At 64.0% G+C, this 19,401-nt stretch carries 19 protein-coding genes; 8 read left to right on the top strand and 11 right to left on the bottom strand.

All coding sequences use genetic code 11. The features are described from left to right. Window positions 1–32 precede the first annotated feature (32 nt). The 4 genes from KKY_RS14355 to KKY_RS14340 all read left to right on the top strand — a co-directional run bounded on the left by KKY_RS14355 (window position 33) and on the right by KKY_RS14340 (window position 5,729). Complete coding sequence (locus KKY_RS14355) at window positions 33–2,675, top strand: DUF2339 domain-containing protein (protein WP_014132092.1); 2,643 nt, start codon at window positions 33–35, stop codon at window positions 2,673–2,675. A gap of 43 nt (window positions 2,676–2,718) precedes the next feature. Further along, window positions 2,719–3,291: a gamma-glutamylcyclotransferase gene (locus KKY_RS14350; protein WP_014132091.1), complete on the top strand. Its 573-nt coding sequence runs from the start codon at window positions 2,719–2,721 to the stop codon at window positions 3,289–3,291. Window positions 3,292–3,468: 177 nt separating this feature from the next. Continuing rightward, a complete protein-coding gene (locus KKY_RS14345; RefSeq protein WP_158308082.1) occupies window positions 3,469–4,260 on the top strand; it encodes a thermonuclease family protein in 792 nt (263 codons plus the stop codon). Further along, window positions 4,257–5,729: a M48 family metalloprotease gene (locus tag KKY_RS14340; protein ID WP_014132089.1), complete on the top strand. Its 1,473-nt coding sequence runs from the start codon at window positions 4,257–4,259 to the stop codon at window positions 5,727–5,729. The genes KKY_RS14345 and KKY_RS14340 overlap by 4 nt, the downstream gene beginning before the upstream one ends. A 131-nt stretch (window positions 5,730–5,860) precedes the next feature. Here KKY_RS14340 and KKY_RS14335 read toward each other — a convergent pair whose 3' ends face one another. The 7 genes from KKY_RS14335 to KKY_RS14305 form a co-directional block, all read right to left on the bottom strand. Continuing rightward, a complete protein-coding gene (locus KKY_RS14335; RefSeq protein WP_014132088.1) occupies window positions 5,861–6,421 on the bottom strand; it encodes a CarD family transcriptional regulator in 561 nt (186 codons plus the stop codon). A gap of 443 nt (window positions 6,422–6,864) precedes the next feature. Then, a complete protein-coding gene (locus tag KKY_RS19715) occupies window positions 6,865–7,311 on the bottom strand; it encodes a c-type cytochrome (RefSeq protein WP_014132086.1) in 447 nt (148 codons plus the stop codon). Further along, complete coding sequence (locus tag KKY_RS14325; RefSeq protein WP_014132085.1) at window positions 7,308–7,751, bottom strand: c-type cytochrome; 444 nt, start codon at window positions 7,749–7,751, stop codon at window positions 7,308–7,310. The genes KKY_RS19715 and KKY_RS14325 overlap by 4 nt, the downstream gene beginning before the upstream one ends. Continuing rightward, complete coding sequence (locus KKY_RS14320) at window positions 7,748–8,299, bottom strand: methylamine dehydrogenase light chain (RefSeq protein ID WP_014132084.1); 552 nt, start codon at window positions 8,297–8,299, stop codon at window positions 7,748–7,750. Before KKY_RS14320 ends, KKY_RS14325 begins: the two co-directional genes overlap by 4 nt. Window positions 8,300–8,322: 23 nt before the next feature. Continuing rightward, the gene (gene mauD / locus KKY_RS14315; protein WP_041529493.1) at window positions 8,323–8,922 is read right to left on the bottom strand and encodes a methylamine dehydrogenase accessory protein MauD; all 600 of its coding nucleotides are present in this window, start codon (window positions 8,920–8,922) and stop codon (window positions 8,323–8,325) included. 24 nt (window positions 8,923–8,946) lie between these two features. Next, the gene (locus KKY_RS14310; RefSeq protein WP_014132082.1) at window positions 8,947–9,477 is read right to left on the bottom strand and encodes a MauE/DoxX family redox-associated membrane protein; all 531 of its coding nucleotides are present in this window, start codon (window positions 9,475–9,477) and stop codon (window positions 8,947–8,949) included. Then, on the bottom strand, window positions 9,474–10,652 hold the full coding sequence (locus KKY_RS14305) for an amine dehydrogenase large subunit (protein WP_014132081.1): 1,179 nt from the start codon (window positions 10,650–10,652) through the stop codon (window positions 9,474–9,476). The genes KKY_RS14310 and KKY_RS14305 overlap by 4 nt, the downstream gene beginning before the upstream one ends. Window positions 10,653–10,817: 165 nt before the next feature. Between KKY_RS14305 and KKY_RS14300 the strand changes: the two genes are divergently transcribed. Further along, window positions 10,818–11,741: a helix-turn-helix domain-containing protein gene (locus KKY_RS14300; RefSeq protein WP_014132079.1), complete on the top strand. Its 924-nt coding sequence runs from the start codon at window positions 10,818–10,820 to the stop codon at window positions 11,739–11,741. 7 nt (window positions 11,742–11,748) lie between these two features. Here KKY_RS14300 and fdxA read toward each other — a convergent pair whose 3' ends face one another. The 3 genes from fdxA to KKY_RS14285 form a co-directional block, all read right to left on the bottom strand. Beyond that, window positions 11,749–12,087 (bottom strand): ferredoxin FdxA, encoded by a 339-nt coding sequence (fdxA, locus tag KKY_RS14295; protein WP_014132078.1) that lies wholly within the window; start codon window positions 12,085–12,087, stop codon window positions 11,749–11,751. A gap of 284 nt (window positions 12,088–12,371) precedes the next feature. Then, the gene (locus tag KKY_RS14290) at window positions 12,372–12,701 is read right to left on the bottom strand and encodes an RNA-binding S4 domain-containing protein (RefSeq protein WP_014132077.1); all 330 of its coding nucleotides are present in this window, start codon (window positions 12,699–12,701) and stop codon (window positions 12,372–12,374) included. A 5-nt stretch (window positions 12,702–12,706) separates the two neighbouring features. Continuing rightward, window positions 12,707–15,682 (bottom strand): helicase-related protein, encoded by a 2,976-nt coding sequence (locus tag KKY_RS14285; RefSeq protein WP_014132076.1) that lies wholly within the window; start codon window positions 15,680–15,682, stop codon window positions 12,707–12,709. A gap of 444 nt (window positions 15,683–16,126) precedes the next feature. Between KKY_RS14285 and KKY_RS14280 the strand changes: the two genes are divergently transcribed. From KKY_RS14280 to KKY_RS14270, 3 genes are all read left to right on the top strand, one after another. Then, entirely contained in the window at window positions 16,127–16,672 is a 546-nt protein-coding gene (locus tag KKY_RS14280) for an AAA family ATPase (protein ID WP_041529490.1), read from the top strand. Between the two features lie 71 nt (window positions 16,673–16,743). Next, on the top strand, window positions 16,744–17,337 hold the full coding sequence (locus KKY_RS14275; RefSeq protein ID WP_014132073.1) for an ArsR/SmtB family transcription factor: 594 nt from the start codon (window positions 16,744–16,746) through the stop codon (window positions 17,335–17,337). Beyond that, window positions 17,334–18,578, top strand: coding sequence for an MFS transporter (locus KKY_RS14270; protein ID WP_014132072.1), 1,245 nt, complete (start codon window positions 17,334–17,336; stop codon window positions 18,576–18,578). Before KKY_RS14275 ends, KKY_RS14270 begins: the two co-directional genes overlap by 4 nt. Here the strand turns inward: KKY_RS14270 and KKY_RS14265 are convergent, their stop codons facing one another. Continuing rightward, window positions 18,579–19,367, bottom strand: a complete 789-nt coding sequence (locus KKY_RS14265; protein WP_014132071.1) for a DUF3108 domain-containing protein — start codon at window positions 19,365–19,367, stop codon at window positions 18,579–18,581. Between the last annotated feature and the right edge of the window lie 34 nt (window positions 19,368–19,401).

Here is a 19,401-nt window from a genome sequence, read left to right as displayed (position 1 = left end):
CTGCGGCTGCTACAAGAACAGCCGGAGGACGCATGGCTGATTATCTGCTCATCATCATCTTGATCCTGGCGTTCATGGCCTTTCAGGCCCATCTGGACATCAGGGCGCTCAAAAGGCGCGTCGGCGTGCTCGAAGCGGGGGCATCGGCACGGGCCGATGACAGCGCAGAGCGCGAAGCGGCAAGCGCGGCGCCTACGGCGGAGCCGGCCGCCGAGCCCGAACCGGCTTCCAATGTCGCGCAGGGGCCATGGATGGCGGCACAGGCGCGGGTGGCGGCGGGTGTCGGGGAGGAGCGCGAAACGGGGGGCGGGCCCGGGACCGAAAAGCGCGGGTTCAACTGGGAGCATATGCTTGGGGTGCGCCTGCCGGTGTGGGGCGGGGCGGCCTTGTTGCTGTTCGCGGCGTTCCTTTTTGCCAGCTATGCCATGGAGCAGGGCGTCTTTACGCCCGCCGTGAGGGTGTGGGCGTGCGGGGCCGGTGCGGCAATATTTCTGGCGGCGGCGTTTTTCGCGCGCTGGCGCAAAATTGCCAATTGGGGGCGGATTTCAGGCGCGCTGGCTGCCGTGGCCATCGGGCTGGGCTATGCCACATGCTATCTCGCGACGGCGGTTTTCGCCTTCTGGCCGCCGCTCTGGGGTGCCGCCGGGAGCGGGCTGGTGGGGCTCGTGGCGATTGCCATTGCGCTGGTCTTTGGCCGACTCGTTCTGGTGCTGGGGCTGCTCGGCGGATATCTGGCGCCGGTCCTTTTGGGCGAATTGGCCGATGGCTGGACGCTCTTGGCCTATCTGACGACGGTGCTTGTCGCGTCTCACGCGGTGGCGGGGTGGCGCGGCTGGTGGACGAGCGCGCTGTTTTCGAGCGGGCTGGCGCTGCTGTGGGGCGCGGTCTGGGGCTTTTTCATCCACAATCCGAGGTGGGATTCCGGCCTCGACCTGACGCTGTGGCTGCTGGCCATTGCCATGGCGCCGGTGGCGGCCGAACTTGTGGCGCGGGCGGATGAAAGGATCGCCATCATGCGCCGCGATGGTCCGGTGGCCGCGGCGGGCGGTTCGGCGCTGATGCTGATCTTGCTGGGGGTCGAGGCGCTGCCGGGCGCCGCGTTCTGGCCGGGCTTTGTGGCCTGGATGGCGTTTTTGGCCATCGCATCGGTGCTGCGGCCGCGACGGATGGATCTGGCCGGGGTCGCCATGGGGGGATTTGTCGTCGCGCTGGTTCTCTGGCGCGATCCCGAGCCGGGGGTGCGGCTGGGGGTTCTGATCCCGGCGCTGCCGATTGTGCTTGGCGCAGCGGTGATCCATATCGCAGCGGGGCGGGCGCAGCGGATCTGGGCGAGCGCCGGTGTGGCGATCCTCATGGTCAGCGTTCTCTCCTCGCTCGTCGATTTCGACGGCTGGGCGGGAGCGCGCGACGTTCCGCAAATCTGGGCGATCCTTTGCGTGGGGCTGGCGGTGGCGATCGTTGCGATCCTTGTTGCCCTGCGCGGCACAAGCACTTCGCGCCAGATCGCGCCGCCCCTGGCGGCGGGGGCGAGCGGGCTGGCGTCGGTGGCCATCGGTCTTGTCGTCGAGCCGGGTTATTACGCGCTTTCGGCCGCGCTGCAGGTGGCCGGGCTGGGGCTGGTGTTCTGGCGCTACAGGGTGCGCACGCTGCTTTATCTGGCGATGGTCTATGTGGCTGGCTATCTGGGCCTGATTGCGCTGGGCCATGGGGTTGCCACCGAGTTTGCGGGCGATATCACGTCCTGGCCCTATGGCCGGTTCATTCCGGTTCTGGCGCTCGACGATGCGCCCTGGCAGACGCTGATCGTGCCCGGCGTTGCGCTTGTGACCGGGGCAACGCTGTTTGCGCTTGCCGTGCGCGACAGGCTGGTGGCCGTCATCGATTTCGCCGGGCTTTTGGTGCTGGCGCTTGGGGTGCATCTTGCCATTGCCCCGCTGGCGGGGGCCGATCCGGTGCGCACGGTGTTCGTTTTCGGGCCGCTGTGGTTCCCGCTGCATCTGGGGACAGCCGCTGCTGCGCTTTGGGTGGCGTCCCGGTTTGGGCGGCAGGGGCTTTATTGGGGCGGATCGATCATTGCCGTTCTGGCCGGGCTGGCGCTTGTGCGGCTGGTGGTCGTGCCGGTCACCGATTTCTGGCCACGCATGGAGATTGCGGGGATCGCCATTTTCAATCTTGCAACCGTGACGCTGGTCCTCGCCAGCGGGTTGCTGGTGGTGATCGGCAGGCTCATAAAGCCGACGGGCGGGGAAGCGGGGCGTTGGGCCGGGATCGGGTTCCAGGCGCTTGGCGGGGTTACTGCCTTTGTCTGGATGCTGGTGACCATAAGGCACGGGTTTCACCCCGATCTGTTGCAGGGCGAGACGCTGCGGGTCGAGCGTTACGGCTATACGGGCGGCATGCTGGCCTTTGCCTTTGGGCTGTTGTGGCTGGGCACGGCGCGCGACGCGCAGGCCATCCGCATTGCCTCGCTGGCCGTGGCGCTGGCGACGGTGGGCAAGCTGTTCGTCTTCGACATGGGCGGGCTGGAAGGGCTGTGGCGGATCGGCTCGTTTCTGGGGCTCGGACTGGCGCTGCTGGGGGTGAGCTGGTTTTACGCGCGGTTCGTCTTCGGGGTGGGCGGGCGCCATGGCCAGGAAGGCGGCGCCGCGGGGGAGGCGAGTGCGTCACCGGCATGAGGCCATCTTGCGCGCCCGCAAAGGGCGTGCCACATCTTGCTCCATGTCCATGACTTCCGAACCATCCTCGCACTGGGTTTTCGGCTACGGATCGCTGATCTGGCGGCCCGGTTTCGTGTTCGAGCGCGCCGAGCGGGCGCTGTTGCGCGGCGTGCACCGGCGGCTTTGCATCTATTCGCACCTGCATCGGGGGACCGTGGAGCGGCCGGGCCTCGTGTTCGGGCTCGAGCGCGGCGGGGCGTGCGTGGGGATGGCGTTCAAGATCGCCGAGGGCGATTGGGACGAGGTGCGCGACTATCTGCGGGCGCGCGAACAGGTGACGATGGTGTATCTGGAAACCCATCGTCCGGCCAAGCTGGCCAGTGGGGCGGTGGTTGAAACCCTGACCTTCGTTGCCGATCCCAAACATCCCCAATATGCAGGGCGGCTTTCGCTCGAGGAGCAGTTGGCGCTGGTCGATGGCGCCGTGGGGGAGGCGGGGTCCAATATCGACTATGTGGTCAATACGGCCCGGCACTTGAAGGAAATGGGGATCGCCGACCGGCAGGTGCAAGCGCTGGCGGCGATGATCGCAGGCAGGCATGCGCGCGCCGAGGATCAAGCGGCATTGGGCTGATGACGGCCCGCAAAAAGACCGGGTGCGGACAATAATGATGATTTTTGCCGCAATTGCGTGCACAGTGAGCCAACTACCGAATCCGAAGCATTGCGGGGGATGCAGCGGGTCAGTCGCCCATTATGGCCGCCCTTGCGCGGCGCGGTTCAGAGGCCGAATTTGCTCAGACGTTTGCTCGTGACGACACTTCTCATGGCTGTGCCGGGCGTTACGCCTGCCCTTTCCCAAAGCTGCGATGCGCTGGAAGCCGGGCCTTCGGGCCGGGTGGTCTCCATATCGGACGGCGACACTTTCGATCTCGAGGGCGGGTTGACCGTGCGGCTGGTCGGCATTCAGGCGCCCAAGCTGCCGCTGGGACGCGAGGGTTTCGAGGCCTGGCCGCTGGGCGATGAGGCAAAGGCGGCAATCGAAGAGCTGGTGATGGGGCATCAGGTTTCGCTCTATTACGGCGGCGAAAACCGGGACCGGCACGGGCGGGCCCTGGCCCATGTGATGGTGGAGCGCGATGGCGAAACCGTCTGGATACAGGCCGAAATGCTGCGCCGGGGGCTGGCGCGGGTCTATTCGTTCCCCGACAACCGCTCGTGCCTCGATGTCCTTTATGCCGCCGAGGCGCAGGGGCGGGCCGACCGGCTGGGCATCTGGCGCGATCCCTATTACGCGATCCGCGACGGGGCCGATCACCAGGTCCTGCTCGACCGTGTGGGCAATTACGAGCTTGTCGAAGGGCGGGTGCTGAACGCCGAGCGGGTGGGGAGCCGGGTCTATCTCAATTTCGGGCGCGTGTGGCGCGAAGATTTTACCGCCGTCATCGAGAGCGCGGGATTGCGGGTCTTCGAGCAAGCGGGTATCGATCCGCTCATGTTCGACAATGGCGTGATCCGGGTGCGCGGCTGGATCGAAAGCGCCGATGGACCGCGCATCGACATCACGCACCCCGAACAGATCGAGGTTCTGGCAAGACCATGAGCGAGCGGACCTTCACACGACGCGCCTTTCTGTCGGGCACGGGCCTTGTCCTGGTTTCCGCGGTCGCGGGCTGTTCGGGGCTGCTGGGGGGATCGGACATCACCACGCGCCAGACGGGTGGTTCGGCTCCTGCGGTTCCGGCGGGGACGGACCCGGAAGATGCGGTGATCGGGCTGCGCGAACATCCGCGCATCATCGCCTCTTATGGCGGGGTCTATGAGCACCGGGCGACCGAGCTGATGCTGGCGCGCATGGTGTCCAAGCTTTTGGCCGCGGCGGGGCAGCCGGCGACCCAGTTCACCATCACCATTCTCGATTCCTCGGAAGTGAACGCCTTCGCCCTGCCGGGCGGGTTCATCTATGTGACGCGCGGCATCTTGGCGCTGGCCAACGACATGAGCGAACTGGCCGCCGTGATCGCCCACGAGATTGCCCATGTGACCCTGCGCCATGCGCGGGCGCGTTCGGCGCGGGTGCGGACCACCGAGATCGTCGATAGGGTGATCACCGGGGTTCTGGGCGGGGTGATCGACCCCAATGCGACCGCCGAGCGCTCGGCGCAGAATCTTGCGGCGTTCTCGCAGAACCAGGAACTCGAAGCCGACCGCGAGGGCATCAAGATCGCGGCGCGGGCCGGATACGACCCGCACGCGGCGGCGCGGTTCCTGACCGCCATGGGCCGGTTTGCCCAGTTCGTCAGCGCCGCGAACGGGGGCGAGGACTTCCTTTCGACCCATCCCTCGACGCCGGACCGCATCCAGCGGGCGATCAACGAAGCGCGCAATTATGGCGCGCCGGGGACGGGGATTACCGACCGGCAGGGCTATCTTTCGGCCGTTGACGGGATCACCTTCGGGGATTCGGGAAAACAGGGGACGATTTCCGGGCAGCGCTATATCTCGCCGCAATACGGGCTGACCTTTACCGTGCCGTCCGATTATACGCTGCAGATGTCCAACCAGGCCGTGGTGGCGGTGGCCGGAGACGGGGCGGCGTTGCGGTTCGACAGCGCCCAGGTGTCCGATTCGACAGCGCTTGCCGATTATCTGCGCTCGGGGTGGATCGCGGGGCTGCAGCCCGAAACGGTCACCACCCGCACCATAAACGGCATCGAAACGGCAACGGGCCGGGCGCAGACCGATGAATGGTTCTTCGATGTGACGGTGGCGCGGATCGACAATGGGGTGTTCCGCTTCATCTTTGCCGGGCGCGCCGATACCAGCGCGTTCCGCAGCGCGGCGCTACGGACGGTCGAGAGCCTGCGGCGCACCCAGCAGAGCGACCTCACGGCGATCCGGACCATCAAGCTGGGGCTGGTGCGGGCGGGCGGGGGCGACAATGCCGATACGCTGGCCCAGCGCATGGGCCAGCTCAACCGCGGGCGCGAGCTGTTTCTGGTGCTCAACAATTTGCTGCCGGGCGATCCGGTGGAGACGGGTGCGTCCTACAAGGTCGTGCGGGTCAATTGAGGCGGCCGGTCTGCCCAAAGCGCTGGAGCGAAGAATCGATTCCACATCAATCCTCAGGCGTTCGCCTGTATTGGCACAAAAAAAAGGCCGGTCGCTGGGACCGGCCTTTTTGCATTGATTGAGAGCGCAGCTTACGCCGCGGCTTCCTCGGCATCGGCGGCGTCGGCTTTGCCGCGGCGCGGGCTCTTGGCGAGGTTCTTGGTGATGAGCTTGACCGCTTCGGTCAGCGTGATCTTGTTGACCGAGGCGATTTCGCGGCTCATGCGGTCCATGGCCTGCTCGAAGAGCTGGCGTTCGGAATAGGACTGCTCGGGCTGCTCTTCGGAGCGGTAAAGATCGCGGACCACTTCGGAGATCGCGATGAGATCGCCCGAATTGATCTTGGCCTCGTATTCCTGCGCGCGGCGGCTCCACATCGTGCGCTTGACGCGGGCGCGGCCGGTGACGGTTTCGAGCGCCTTGGCGACTTCTTCGGGTTCGGCCAGCTTGCGCATGCCCACTGAATTGATCTTGGCAACGGGCACGCGGAGCGTCAGTTTGTCCTGTTCGAAACCGATGACGAACAGCTCGAGGGAAAGTCCTGCGACTTCCTGTTCCTCGATGGACTGGATAAGGCCAACACCATGGGCAGGGTAAACGATATACTCGCCGGTCTTGAAGCCCGCGCGCTGCGTGGTCTTTTTAGTTGCCATATTGGCTACTCCTGTTGACGCCTTGTTCCGTTCGGCATTCAGGTGAATGGCCGAACGGGACCAGATTCTTGTTTGTCGCGGACGCGCTCATTGCGGCAGACGCATCTCGCATCAACTTCCTGATCCTTTTCGGGGATCATTTTTCAGTCGCACAGCTCTCCCGGCCGGTTCCGCTGGTTTCCGGTCGGTTGGTTTTGGTTTTGTGGCTTGTTTCACAAAAAAGTGCCCTTCAGGGCACGGGTTAGCGTGAGGGCTTATGCAACTGGTTGTGGGCACAATACCACAGTTTGATGACAAAATCAAAAGTTACGAATCATCAGGCGCGCGGAGCTAAACCGATGGCGCGCCGCTTGCAACGACATATGGCAAGCGGAGGTGCGATTTTCAAGATCACGGGCGGTTGACCGCCCCAAACCGGTCACAGCCGATTTGCCGGCCCCGTGTCAGGGCCAGGGATAATCGGCGGTCTCGATGCCCATGGCGGCGAGTAGCGCAGCCACGTCGCGGCGGTTTTCGACGACATCGGGAATGGGGATGGCGCGGCGTTGGGTCACTTCGGCTTCGGTGAAGGGTTCATAGGGTTCGGGCAGGGAGGCACCGGCCCAGGTCTCCATGACATAGTTCATCACAGCGGCGATCTCGGCGTCCGACAGGCCCGATCCGGCGACGCCGGGGACGTGCATGAGATAAGTGCGGCCCTCATCGATGCCGGCAAAGGCGCCGACCATGCCGTTGAAATCGAATATGCCGGCGGCAGGGGCGCCTGCGCCCTCCATGCCGTGACAGCCGGCGCAGCGCAGGACATAATTTGTGTGCGGGCTGCGCTCCTGGGCCTGGGCGAAAGCTGCAAGGCTCAAAAGGCAGATTGTGGATAGGATCAGGCGTTTCACTCGCCCCCCTCGCGCATGGCTCTGAGATCGGCATGGGAGAGCGGGGCTTCGCGCAGGGCCGCGACGGCATCTGCGTCCAGTTCGAGACCCGTGTCGTTGAGGGTTGAGAGCAGGTAGGTGCCAAGGGCCGCGATCTGGTCGTCGGGGAGGTGGGCATGGGGCGGCATGACGAGGCCGGCATAGGTCTGGCCATCGACGGTTAGGGTGCCGGCAAGGCCCGAAAGGATCACGCCCGCGACATAGGTGGGCGCATTTTCGCCCAAGGCTTCAAACAGAGCCGGATCGTTGATCGGCGGGGCCAGGCCGGGGACGCCGGAGCCATCCTGCATGTGGCAGGCGCCGCAGATGGCGCCGAACCGGCTTGCGATATCGTCCTGGGCCGATCCCGGCACCGTAAAAAACAGCGCCGGGAGCAGGGTCAGGGTGGCAATACGGATCACTCGGCGAGCCCCACGACGACGGCGACGGTGCAGTGGTAGCCCTTCGACGCGTTGGCCATGCACCAGTTGATGTCGTTATAAAGGCCCATGCGGTAGCCGGGGCGCTCGCCTTCGGAGGTAAAGCAGAACGAGCCCGAACAGGACGCCTTGCCGCAGCAATCATTGTAGGAAACGAGGTAATCGCGGCCATCATTGGGGTTGGCGCAGGTGCCGACCCAGGCGACCGAGGAGGCTTCCGAGCCCGGCGGGCACTGGTCGATGGCGCCGCCGCAATCGTTGCACAGATTGCCGTCCAGCGCGCAGTAGCGCCAGTATTCGCAATCGGTCTGGTCGCCATCGGGCGAGGCGCCTTCCTGGCCGAAGGCCATGCCGAAATTGCGGTCATAGGGCAGCATGGGCAACATGGTGCCGCCCACGACACCGCCGACCACGGCGGCGCCGGCCCTTGAGAGGAAATTGCGCCGGCCGGTCCGCTGGGCGACCCTGCGAGCGGAATTTTCGGCCCGCTTGTCCATCCAGGCCAGAAGAGAGTCGATCAAACCATTCATATCTAGTGCTCCCTTAAGCGCGTTCAGTTGGTGGCCACAATTGGGGCGTCGAGGTAGTTCTGGATCGAGCCGACGCCCATCTCGGAGGCGTTGAATAGGCTCTCGAGCTGCTCGCGATTGTTGATGAGGCCCTTGGCCCTGATGGTGCCGTGCTCATCGAACAGCACGGCAAAGGGCAGGCGCGAGACGCGATAGGCCAGGCCCAGCTCGGTGGACACCACATAGGGGAAGTCGCCCAGCTTTGCCGTGTCGATGAAGCGCTTGTGCTTATCGATTTCGCCGTCGCTGGCCAGCACCACGTCGAGCCATTTGCCCTCGTCGGATTTGACCGAGCGCAGGATGGGCAGGAGCTTCTTGCAGACCGGGCAGGTGGGCGAGACGAAAAAGACCAGGGTGGAGCGGTTTGGCTTGGGGCCGATGGTGACCGCGCCGCCATTGAGATTGGGCAGGGTATAGACGGGCGTCGTGTCGCCGATCTTGGGGCCGGAATCGTTGACCAGGGCACCCATGGGCGAAACGCGCTCGAACAGCACGCCGATCTGGCGGGCGAGGGCGAAGATAATAACGATCAGGGCGAGGACGATCACCCAGAGAACGCCAACGGCAAAAATCAGTGCATTCATGTCATCCATCCAAAAATTGGCCGTTCAGCGCTTGAGGGAAAAGCGCGCGGCGTTGGCCAGAAGCTGCTCGACCGCGATAAAGCCCAGCCAGAGCGTGAACCCGGCTCCGATCGCGGCGATGGCGCCTTCGAGATTGAGGGTGATGGGGGCGAACAGCGCGCTGGCAGCCAGGGCGGCGATGGCGATGTTGCGCCCGATCAGCGACCAGGACAGCGGTTGGGCCGCCCCACCGCATCCGCATTCGATGCGGTCCCGGCCCCGGCGCAGATTGATCGCCATGCCGCCGGCATAGCCAAGCAGCAGAGCCATGGCGATCAGGGCACCGAACGGCGCCCCGCCGGGCAGGAGGAAGGCGAGGACGACCGCGGTTTCGGCGGCGATTATGGCCGCCGAAACGGGCCGCACCATTGGCTCGGGCAGCAACTGGTAATCGGCGACGAAACCGGTGAACTCGGTAAAGTCAGCCAGCTTGTGCCAGGCGGCGCGGGCAAAGAGCAGCGCGGTGAAGGCGCCCGCCGTGCCCGCGAGCAGGGTCATGAAGTCGGCGCCGCTCATGGGGCCACCGAGACAAGGGTTGCCCAGCCGCGCGAGTCGGTGGAGGCCTCGTGCTTGAGGACGTATTTGGCCTCGGGGTCGGTCGAGAAGATTTCCAGCGTCGCCTCGTGCTCGTTGACGGCGTAAAGCGTGGGGGCTTCCTCGTCGGTGACGGAAAGGGAAATGACGCCTTCGACATGGGTGCGGTAGAGGACGGTATCCTCGGACACGTCATAGGCCCAGATTTCCTCGGACGCATTCTTGTGGGAGCCGTCATAGGGCTCGGAATGCATGGTCACGAACAGGATATCGGCGGGGGGGGGGGGGGGGGGGGGGCTGTAGGCGAACAGATCGTAGCCGCCGGGCGCCCAGGCATCCTCGACATCGTCGGTGATCGAAACCGTATCGAGCAGGGAAACGCTTTCGCCGCTATCGTCGAGCGTGATCAGATCGCCATTATAGGTGATGAAAGCCAGAGCCTCCCCAATGCGCTTGCCGGGGATAAAGATGGGGTTTTCGTCGGGATCGAAAATGGCCTCGGAAACCGAGCGGGTCGCTTCGCTGCCGTCGGCGCCCAGAGCGAAGCTGGCAAAACTGCCATCGCCGCAGGCCGTGGAAAAGCCGTAGCCCTGGAGGGTAGGATAGATGCCGAAACAGCCCGGCGTGGGCACTTCCTGGATCACTTCGCCGGCCTCGACATCGACCACGGTGACCGATGTGGCGGGGGTGGCGTTCTGGACATAAACCAGTTTGCCGTCGGCGCTCATGGCCAGATAGGGCGTATAGGCTGCGACCATGGCCGCCTTGGCGGGCAGGGCGATTTCCGAGGTGATCGAGAGGGTGGCGACGTCGTAGATTTCGAGCACATGCTCGATATCGCCATGGGTGATGCGGGTCATGTAGGTGGACTGGCCATAGGCCGTGGTTCCATCGGGGGAGATCAGCATCTGGCCCATCAGGCCGGCAGTCATGTTGCCCTTGTAGGTCAAATCCTCGGCCGACCAGACCTGGATCTGGCTGGCGCCGTCCCAGGACTGGGCGTTGGAAAAGATGTTGGGGCCGGGATCGATCGTTTCCTTGACCGTCAGGGTCTCGGGGGCGATCGGCTCGGGCGCATCGGCGTTCTCCTGCGCGAATGCAGGAAGCGTCAGGGCGGTGCCGACCGCCAGCGCCAGAAGATAGGGTTGCCTCACCATGCGGGTCTCCATCGCGTTCAATGGGCAAAGCTTAGGCGGGCGGAAAGCGGGCGCGCTATCCAGTTTGACTCCAATTGCTGCATAAATTTTGAGCATAAAAAGCCGTTGACCAATTTGCGGGCGAATGGCTAGCATGCCGCCGGATCAATCTTCCGGTCGCCCCGTATGCTTGCCTTTCATCATGCCGATTATGCCGACGCCTTCGAGCAGGAAACCGGGCTCGTGGGGTGGTCGCAGCATTACGACCAGCTTGGCCGCGGTCGGTATTGGGGCAGTATCGACACGCTGGCACTGGCGGGCATGACGATCTATCGCGAGCGGATCGGGGTGCCGATCCTGCAGGAATCGGCGGGCCCCAAGGGGCGGGTGCTGTTTGCCATTCCGCTGGGGGCGGACGGGAGCTGGCGGGTGGAAGCGAGTGCGCTGGCCAGCGGTTCACTGATGATCGCGCCGGGCGGGCAGGAGGTGGTGATCGTGGGGAGCGAGGCGTCCGACCTTCTGATCGTCAGCGCCGAGGCCGACCTGCTCGAGGCGCATCTGCCCGGCATTGATTTTTCGACGCCGGCCCTGGTGGAGCGGTGCGCGCAGGTGCAGGCCCTCAGCGACTGGCTGCTGTCGCTTCTGGACGCTCATGGCGCCGGGCGGGCACCGGTCGGAGCGCAATATGATCAGGTGCTCACCGGGCTGCTGCTCGACCGGCTCGTGGGACTGGCGGGGAACGCCAGGGGCGCCGATCTTTTGTTCCGGCCGGCTGCCGCAAGCGATTATCGCCGGGTTCGCGATTATATAGCGGCGCAGGCGGGCGAGCCGCTGGCGGTGGGGGAAATGGCCAAGGCGATCGGGATGGAGCCGGCGCAATTGCGGGCGCTGTTTAAACAGGTCACCGGATTGGCGCCGAGCGAGTGGATAATGCTGCGCCGGCTCGATGCGGTGCGGCGGGATTTGTCGAATGGCGTGACGGCGGGCCGGACGGTGTCGGATGTGGCGATGAACTGGGGGTTCTGGCATCTGGGCCGGTTCGCCCAGTATTATGCCACCAAGTTCGGAGAAACGCCGTCCGAGACGCTGGCCCGGAGCCGGGCCGTCTGACCCTGGATCAGTCGCCTTCGCCAGGTTCTTCGGAGAAGAATTTTTCGAACTTGCCTTCGACGCCGTCCATTTCCTTGGCTTCGGGCAATTCGTCGCGCTTTTCGGTCAGGTTGGGCCAGATCGAAGCGTATTTGGTGTTCACCTCGAGCCATTTTTCCAACCCGGGCTCGGTGTCGGGCTTGATGGCATCGGCAGGACATTCAGGCTCGCACACCCCGCAATCGATGCATTCATCGGGGTGGATGACCAGCATGTTTTCACCTTCATAAAAACAATCGACCGGGCAGACTTCCACGCAGTCGGTGTATTTGCACTTGATGCAATTGTCGGTGACGACATAGGTCATGAGGCAATCCTGGTAGCTGGCGAGTGTGAGGAAATGGCCAAGCGCATGCTTGCTAAACGGTTTTGAGCCGGCTTTCAAGGCGTCCGCTTGCCAAGAAAGCGCGGCAAAAGCGATCAGGATTCCGGTTTTTCCAGGGTCGGCAGATTGTCGTTTCTTTCGGAACGCCGATCTGCCTCCTTTCCTAGAGCCGTTCAGGATTTGATTGAATCAAATCCCCGGCTCCAGACCTTTGTTTTGTCGCGTATCCGAACCGCAAAACCGTTTCCACTTTTGCTGGACACGCTCTAGTTTTCGGGCTTCCGAACCGAAAAAGTGGGGGCCACTTTTTCTGGAATCCCTTGAGGCGAAATATCGGCATAAAGGGTCGCCGCAACGGTCGCCGAGCCGCGTCTTTCGGCTAGCGCTGCAATGCGCAAGACCTTCAAGCGGGTATGGATCTGGATAGTCAATCCGTCTCCTGCGCCAACCTTGCGGTCGGTATCGAGGACGCGCTGGCCGTTGACCCGCACGGCGCCGGATTCAATGAGTTTCTGGGCCAGTGTGCGGGTCTTGGTGATGCGGGCATGCCAAAGCCATTTGTCGAGCCGCTGACGGTCCGGTGTCTCGGCTGGCATCGGTCCTATTTGCGGGTCTTGAGCGCGGCGAGCGCTGCGAAGGGCGAATCGGGATCGATGGGCTTTTCGCGGCGTTCGGGACGCGGGCGATCATTGCCACGGTTTTCATGGCCGCGATTGTCCTGATGTCCGCCCTTGCCGTGCTGACCCGGCTTTCCGCCCTTGCCCTTGAAGCGCTGCTGGCCCTCGGGGCGCGGGGCGCGATTGCCCTCGCGCTTACCCCGTTCGGGGCGGGTGCGTTCGGGTCGGCGGCCGGCTGGAAACCACACTTCGTCGAATTCAGGTTCGGCGGGCCCGGCGTCAACTTCGGCGGCAGCGGGGATCGGTTCGGCATCGGCTGCTGCGTCAGGTGCGGGTGTGTCAGCGACGCTTTCGGTCACGGCCGCGACGGGCGCGCCTTCGGGCGCCGCTTCGGCGGTGGGCTCGGTCACCGGCTCGGCGGGCGCAGCCTCAGCCGCCGGGGCTTCCGGGACTGCGGGAGCGGCTTCCACTGGCGCGGCTTCCGCTGGTGACGCTTGCGCCGTCGTGGCTTCCGATGGCGCCTTGGGGGTGCGGCGGAGGCGATAGCCGAGCGATTTGAGAATCGAGGCGAAGTCTTCGCCGGCGCAGCCCAGAAGCGAGGTCATTTCGACGGTGACGCGGAAACCATTGGCTTCGGCGGCGCCTTCGGGCGGCGGGGTATCGACGGGGCGGTTGGCGTCATAGGCGACGAGCGGGCGGATGATATCGGCGAGGCGCTCCAAAATATCGACGCGCACGATGCGCTCACCGGCGACCTTGAAGCCGGCGACCTCGTAGAGACGGCGGTCGAAAGTGGTGTCGATGGGGAAGGAGGTGCGGCCCGACAAAATGATGTGGGGCAATTCGGAAATGCCCGGCTGGCGCACGCCGCCATGTTTCAGGCCCCACAGAATCAGCGCCAGTTCGCGCGGGGCGGGTTTTAGGGTCAAAGGAAGATAGATGTGGTGGGCGCCGAATTTCACGCCGAGCTTGCGCAGCTTGGCGCGGGTATCCTGATCGAGCCCTTTGACCTCGTCGGCGATTTCGGGCCGCGCGATGATGCCCAGGTTTTCGGCCAGCCTAAAGGCGATGCCGCGAGCGGCGCCTTCAAGTTCGGCCGGTTCGAGCAGGGCAATCACCTGTTCGAGCTGGGTGTTGATGTGGTGGCGCAGCCAGAGCGAGAGGCGGTCCTCGACCTTTTCGAGATCGGGGCCGGAAAGGCTCTCATCGGCCAAAATGATGATGCGGGGGGCAAAAAGGGTAGCGCCCTCGGCCAGTTCGGCGACCACTTCCCCACGCCAGCGGATCACGCCGTCGGTGGCGAGGACGAATTCCTCGTTGGGGGCGCCAGCCAGCCGGTCGGCGCGCTTGGCGATTTCCGGAGCGACGACTGTGGATGCCGCAGTGCGCAGGTTTTTCGAATCAGCTTCGCCGTCGATGCGTGAGAGCGTGAAGCGGAAGCCTTCGATCGTGCCAATGATGTGGCCCTCGATCGCAAGTTCGCCGTTTTCGGTGATTTCTGGTGATACCATCTGCTTGTCTCTAAGATGACGCATCAGCACACTGGTCCGCCGGTCGACGAAACGCTGGATCAGCCTTTCGTGCAGGGCGTCGGACAAAGCGTCCTCGATCGCTCGGGTCGTTTTCTGCCAGTGAGTGGGGTCTTCCAGCCAGTTCCTGCGGTTAGAAATGAAGGTCCAGGTCCGAATCTGGCGGATTCGGTTGGACAGCGTATCGATGTCGCCGACCGTATTGTCGCAGAACCGGACCTGCTCGGCAATCCAGTCAGCGTCTATCCGTCCCGATAATGCGAGACCGGAGAAAACGCGGGTGACGATTTCGCCATGGGCGGCGGGGGAAATGTCGCGAAAATCGGGGATCTGGCAACAGGCCCAGGCCAATTCGGCCCGCTCGCGGGAATTGGCCAATTGCCCCTCCTCGCGGCGCAGGAGGAATTCGAGAGCCCGCTGGTCGGTGGCGATGGGCACGCGGGTGAGGGCCGGGTGCTCGGGGGTGATCTCGAGGCTGGCGTGAAGTGCGGAAAGGGATCTGAAATCGAGGTCGCGATTGCGCCACTGGAGCTGTTTGACGGGCGCGAAATCATGGGCTTCGAGGGCGGCAATGGTTTCCTCGTCGAACGCATCGGTGCCGCCGGTGACGCCAAAGGTGCCATCGCGCATGTGCCGGCCGGCGCGCCCGGCGATCTGGCCGATTTCGGCGGGGGTGAGAGGGCGGAACTGGCGGCCGTCATATTTGGAATCCGAGGCAAAGGCGACGTGGGTGACGTCGAGATTGAGCCCCATGCCGATGGCGTCGGTGGCGACGAGAAAGTCCACATCGCCGTTCTGGAACAGATCGACCTGGGCGTTGCGGGTGCGCGGGGAGAGCGAGCCCATGACCACGGCGGCCCCGCCACGCTCGCGGCGCAGCAGTTCGGCGATTGCGTAAACTTCGGAAGCGGAAAAGGCGACGATGGCCGAGCGGCGCGGCAGGCGCGAGATTTTCCGCGAACCGGCCCAACTCAGTTGGGAAAAGCGCGGACGGAAGGTGATTTCGGCGTGCGGCAACAGGCGGCGGATGACCGGTTCCATGGTCTGGGCGCCCAACAGCAGGGTTTCGGCGCGGCCGCGAGCGTGCAGCAGACGGTCGGTAAAGACGTGGCCACGATCGAAATCGGTGGCGGTCTGGATTTCGTCGATGGCGAGGAAATCGACCATCATGTCGGTGGGCATGGCCTCGACGGTCGCCACCCAGTAGCGGGCGGCCTTGGGCACGATCCGTTCTTCGCCGGTGACCAGCGCGACCGCCGATTCGCCGACCCGTTCGACGACCCTGTTATAGACCTCGCGGGCCAGAAGGCGCAGCGGCAGGCCGATAACGCCCGAGCGATAGGCCAGCATGCGCTCGATGGCATAGTGGGTTTTGCCCGTATTGGTCGGGCCGAGCACGGCCTTTACGGCCTGGGATACAATCGCGGTCATCGGCTCTGGGAAAGGGGCAAGGGTCAAGGCTTTTGCTGGGCAAGGTGGTGTATCAAAGCGGGAAAGGCAATGGCCGGGTGTCGTGCAAATTTAACATTTCGAACGAAAACGGAACAAAGGCGAACCGAATCGGGGAGTGGGGCTGAATCCCGATTTGTTCCCTACAGCATATGGTGGTGCGGCGGGGCGGCGGGATACTAAAGCGGCATTGACCGCGATTGTGAGGGCTAAAACGGCGTCAAAACCATTCATTCTGGTTGCCATCTGGTTAACCGGCCGGGAATCGGGGCAAGTGCTTATGAAGCGTTAAGGCGATTTTTTTATGCCGAACCGTGGCGTAAAGGCGCGATGGCCCGATTGCCGGGGCGAAAATTCTTTCATTTTGACGAAAAAGATTTTGACCGTCCCGGAATGGGACGCGGGGGTCGTTGCAATGGAGTGGATATGAGCGAGAAATTTGTCGTGATTTCAGGCTGTTCGGGCGGGGGCAAGTCCACCCTGCTTGCCGGATTGGCGGCGCGCGGCTTTGCAACGGTCGAAGAGCCGGGACGGCGGATCGTGGCGCAGGAATTGGCCGGGGAGGGTCGCGCGCTGCCGTGGGTGGACATGGCGGCTTTCGCGCGGCGGGCCATGGCGGTGGCGCTGGAGGACCGGGCGCGAGCCGAGAATTACGAGGGCCGGGTGTTTTTCGACAGGGGGCTGATCGATGCTGCCATCGCGCTCGAAGCGGCGGGCGGGGGCGAACTGGACCGGAGCCTATTGGCGGCGCACCGCTATCATCGAACGGTGTTTCTCACGCCGCCCTGGCCGGAGATTTATGTGACCGATCCTGAACGCCAGCATGGCTTCGAGGAAGCGGTTGCGGAATATGAGCGGTTGGAGCGGGCGTATCCAGCGCTCGGGTATGAGGTTGTCGTACTCCCCAAGATCGGCGTTTCCGAGCGTGTGGACTTTGTTCGGGAGCGGTTGGGAATCGCATCCAACGTTTGATTGCAAATAAATATTTGCAAAATAATCTTTGCGGTTATAGTCTCGGCGGCAACAGCCATCGAGGTCTTCCCATGCGTGAAATTTCAAAAATCGTGCCCGGTCCCAAGGCGCTCAAGGCGCTGACCCATCCCGACCGGCTGAAAATGCTGGGCATATTGCGCATGGAGGGGCCGCAGACGGCGACGACACTGGCCGAGCGGCTGGGGCTCAATTCGGGGGCGACGAGCTATCATTTGCGGCAATTGGCCGGGCACGGGTTCATCGAAGCCGATGAGACGCGCGGCAACAGGCGCGACCGCTGGTGGAAGGCAAAACATGAATCGACAATGATCGAGCTTTCCGAGGCGCGGGGCGAAGCGCTCGATGCCAGCATGGCCATGATGCAATCGGTGATTTCCCATCATGCAGCGGCCATGCAGCGGGCCCATGAAGGGTTCAACGACCTGCCACAGGAGTGGAAGAAGGCGCAGACCTTTTCCGATTACACAATTGCCATGTCGGCCGAGGCGGCGCAGGGGCTGATGGAAGACATCCATGCCCTGCTCATGAAACACAAGGGAGAGGCACCGGCGCCGGGCGAAGAACTGGCTGAAGGCTGGCGGCCCTTCACCGTGCATCTGCATGGCTTTCCCTATCAGCCCTTGGGCAAGGGAGAAGACGAGTGAACGGGCGTCGTGATTTTGTCGCGCTTGTCGTAGCGCAGATTTTTTCGATTTCGGGCACGCGACTGTCGGTGATCGCCATTCCCTGGCTGGTGCTGACGGTGACGGGCGATCCTTTGCTGACCGGGCTGGTGGTGTTTGCCGAAATGGCGCCCTATGTGCTGGCCAAGGCGCTGGGCGGGCCGCTGATCGACAGGATCGGGCCGCGACGGGTTTCGGTGCTTGGAGATTTTTTCGGGCTGTTTGCGGTGGGCGCTATACCGCTTCTTTCCGCGCTCGATCTGCTCAGCGTGCCTTTGCTGTTTCCGCTCGTTGCGCTGGTGGGGCTGTTGCAGGGACCGGCCGATGCCGCCAAGCACGCATTGGTGCCGCTGGTGGCGCGCCGGGGAAACCTGCCGCTCGAGCGGGTGACCGGCGTTGTGGGCACGATCGAGCGGCTGGCTTCGACGGTGGGGGCGGGCGCTGCAGGGGCGTTGGTGGCGCTGGTCGGGCCGGCCATGGCGCTCACGTTCAATGCCGTGACGCTGGGTTTTGCGGCGGCGATCCTCTTGCTTGGCGTCCGGCCGGGAACGCGGGAAAAGGCCGAGGCGGAGGAGCCGGCGGCAAAGACCAGCTATGGCAGCGAGCTTAGGGAAGGATTTGCCTTCTTGCGCGGCGATGCGGTGCTGGTGGGGATCGCTGTGATGGTGGCTGTGACCAATCTGCTCGATCAGGCCTATGCCGCGGTTCTGGTGCCGGTGTGGGCTCAGGAGGGCGGGCGCGGGGCGGAAACGCTGGGGCTGATCTTTGCGGTGATGTCGGGATTTTCGGTGCTGGGGGCCATGGTGGCCACCGCGCTGGGCGAAAAGATGCCCAGGCTGCCGGTCTATGTCGGCGCCTTCATGATCATCTCGCTGCCACGCTTTGCGGTGTTCGCGTTCGACGCGCCGCTGGCCGGCATTCTGGCAACGCTTGCGGTGGGCGGATTCGCTTCGGGGTTTTTAAACCCGATCCTTTCGGCGGTGATCCTTGAACGGATACCGGAAAATCTGGTCGGGCGCGTCTCATCGCTGGTCACGGCCTCGGCCTGGGCACTGATGCCGTTCGGGGGGATTTTCGGTGGGGCGCTGATCGCCGGGCTGGGGCTTTCGGCGGCGTTGCTTGTGGCGGGGGTCTGCTATCTGGCGATGACGTTGATGCCGCTGGTGTTCAAGAGCTTTCGCGGGTTTTCCGAGCGCAAGGGAGTATCGGGCGCGAACGCCTGATTATTGCAGCCCGACCAGAACCATCGAAATATCGCCAAAGCTCGAGCCCATCAGGACGCGGTAGGGGATGAAAAAGCCCGAATCGCGCAAGGGCATATACCAGACCAGCATGCGGTTGGAATCGCGCAGATAGGCGGTGATTTCAGACGTTTCGAAATGGCCCGAGATCGGCACGTAGCGCATGGCACACAACACCACGGGGCCCTGATAGGCGGTGCGGGTCGAGGTGGCGGTGGTGGTTTCGACATAGCTTAAAGGCATGTCGAAGCGCTCGATGCCGGTATAGATGCGCAGGGTGCGGTTGCACAGGGATCGATCGAGCGCCTGGCCGCGCAGGATGAAGGCGGCGAGCGGGTCGTTGACCCCGGAGCGGTGGGAAGCGTTTACGGGCACGCGGTCGGCGTTTTCGACCAGGGCCGGCGTGACGTCGCCGACCGAAGCATTGCCGCCGGCATAGGCGGTCTGGAGCGCGAAGCGCTCGTCGGCGGTGCGGGTTTCGAGGTAGAAGCGGTTCGATTGCAGCCCGGTCGATGTGATCGTGCCGCCCGAATTGACGGCGCCCGACCCCTGGGCCACGACCTGGGCGAGGCCGGTGACGTCGGCCACGACGTCGAGTTGATAGCCCGAGCCTTCGAGACCGAGCCTTATGTCGATATTGGAAACATTGATGCCGCCGATGGAAACCACATAGGAGGCGATCGAGCCGGCCTGCTGTGCGTGGCCGGGCGCTGCAAGGCCAAGAGCGAGGGCGATGCCGAGGGCGAAAGACGATAGGGAAAAGCGCTTCACGCGAGACTCGATTTCGTTACAGGGCCGCAACCGG

This window comes from Pelagibacterium halotolerans B2, from assembly GCF_000230555.1.
Lineage (GTDB): Bacteria > Pseudomonadota > Alphaproteobacteria > Rhizobiales > Devosiaceae > Pelagibacterium > Pelagibacterium halotolerans.
Note: the sequence above shows the minus strand (reverse complement) of the source record. Positions and strands in the feature narration are given on the sequence as shown.

What these genes read in the sequence shown, in the direction of transcription:
- KKY_RS14335 (WP_014132088.1), bottom strand. Translation starts at nt 6,421, where the DNA reads ATGGCAACTAAAAAGACCACGCAGCGCGCGGGCTTCAAGACCGGCGAG.
- fdxA (WP_014132078.1), bottom strand. Translation starts at nt 12,087, where the DNA reads ATGACCTATGTCGTCACCGACAATTGCATCAAGTGCAAATACACCGAC.
- mauD (WP_041529493.1), bottom strand. Translation starts at nt 8,922, where the DNA reads ATGAATGCACTGATTTTTGCCGTTGGCGTTCTCTGGGTGATCGTCCTC.
- KKY_RS14300 (WP_014132079.1), top strand. Translation starts at nt 10,818, where the DNA reads ATGCTTGCCTTTCATCATGCCGATTATGCCGACGCCTTCGAGCAGGAA.
- KKY_RS14290 (WP_014132077.1), bottom strand. Translation starts at nt 12,701, where the DNA reads ATGCCAGCCGAGACACCGGACCGTCAGCGGCTCGACAAATGGCTTTGG.
- KKY_RS14285 (WP_014132076.1), bottom strand. Translation starts at nt 15,682, where the DNA reads ATGACCGCGATTGTATCCCAGGCCGTAAAGGCCGTGCTCGGCCCGACC.
- KKY_RS14340 (WP_014132089.1), top strand. Translation starts at nt 4,257, where the DNA reads ATGAGCGAGCGGACCTTCACACGACGCGCCTTTCTGTCGGGCACGGGC.
- KKY_RS14305 (WP_014132081.1), bottom strand. Translation starts at nt 10,652, where the DNA reads ATGGTGAGGCAACCCTATCTTCTGGCGCTGGCGGTCGGCACCGCCCTG.
- KKY_RS14275 (WP_014132073.1), top strand. Translation starts at nt 16,744, where the DNA reads ATGCGTGAAATTTCAAAAATCGTGCCCGGTCCCAAGGCGCTCAAGGCG.
- KKY_RS14355 (WP_014132092.1), top strand. Translation starts at nt 33, where the DNA reads ATGGCTGATTATCTGCTCATCATCATCTTGATCCTGGCGTTCATGGCC.
- KKY_RS14320 (WP_014132084.1), bottom strand. Translation starts at nt 8,299, where the DNA reads ATGAATGGTTTGATCGACTCTCTTCTGGCCTGGATGGACAAGCGGGCC.
- KKY_RS14280 (WP_041529490.1), top strand. Translation starts at nt 16,127, where the DNA reads ATGAGCGAGAAATTTGTCGTGATTTCAGGCTGTTCGGGCGGGGGCAAG.
- KKY_RS14350 (WP_014132091.1), top strand. Translation starts at nt 2,719, where the DNA reads ATGTCCATGACTTCCGAACCATCCTCGCACTGGGTTTTCGGCTACGGA.
- KKY_RS14310 (WP_014132082.1), bottom strand. Translation starts at nt 9,477, where the DNA reads ATGAGCGGCGCCGACTTCATGACCCTGCTCGCGGGCACGGCGGGCGCC.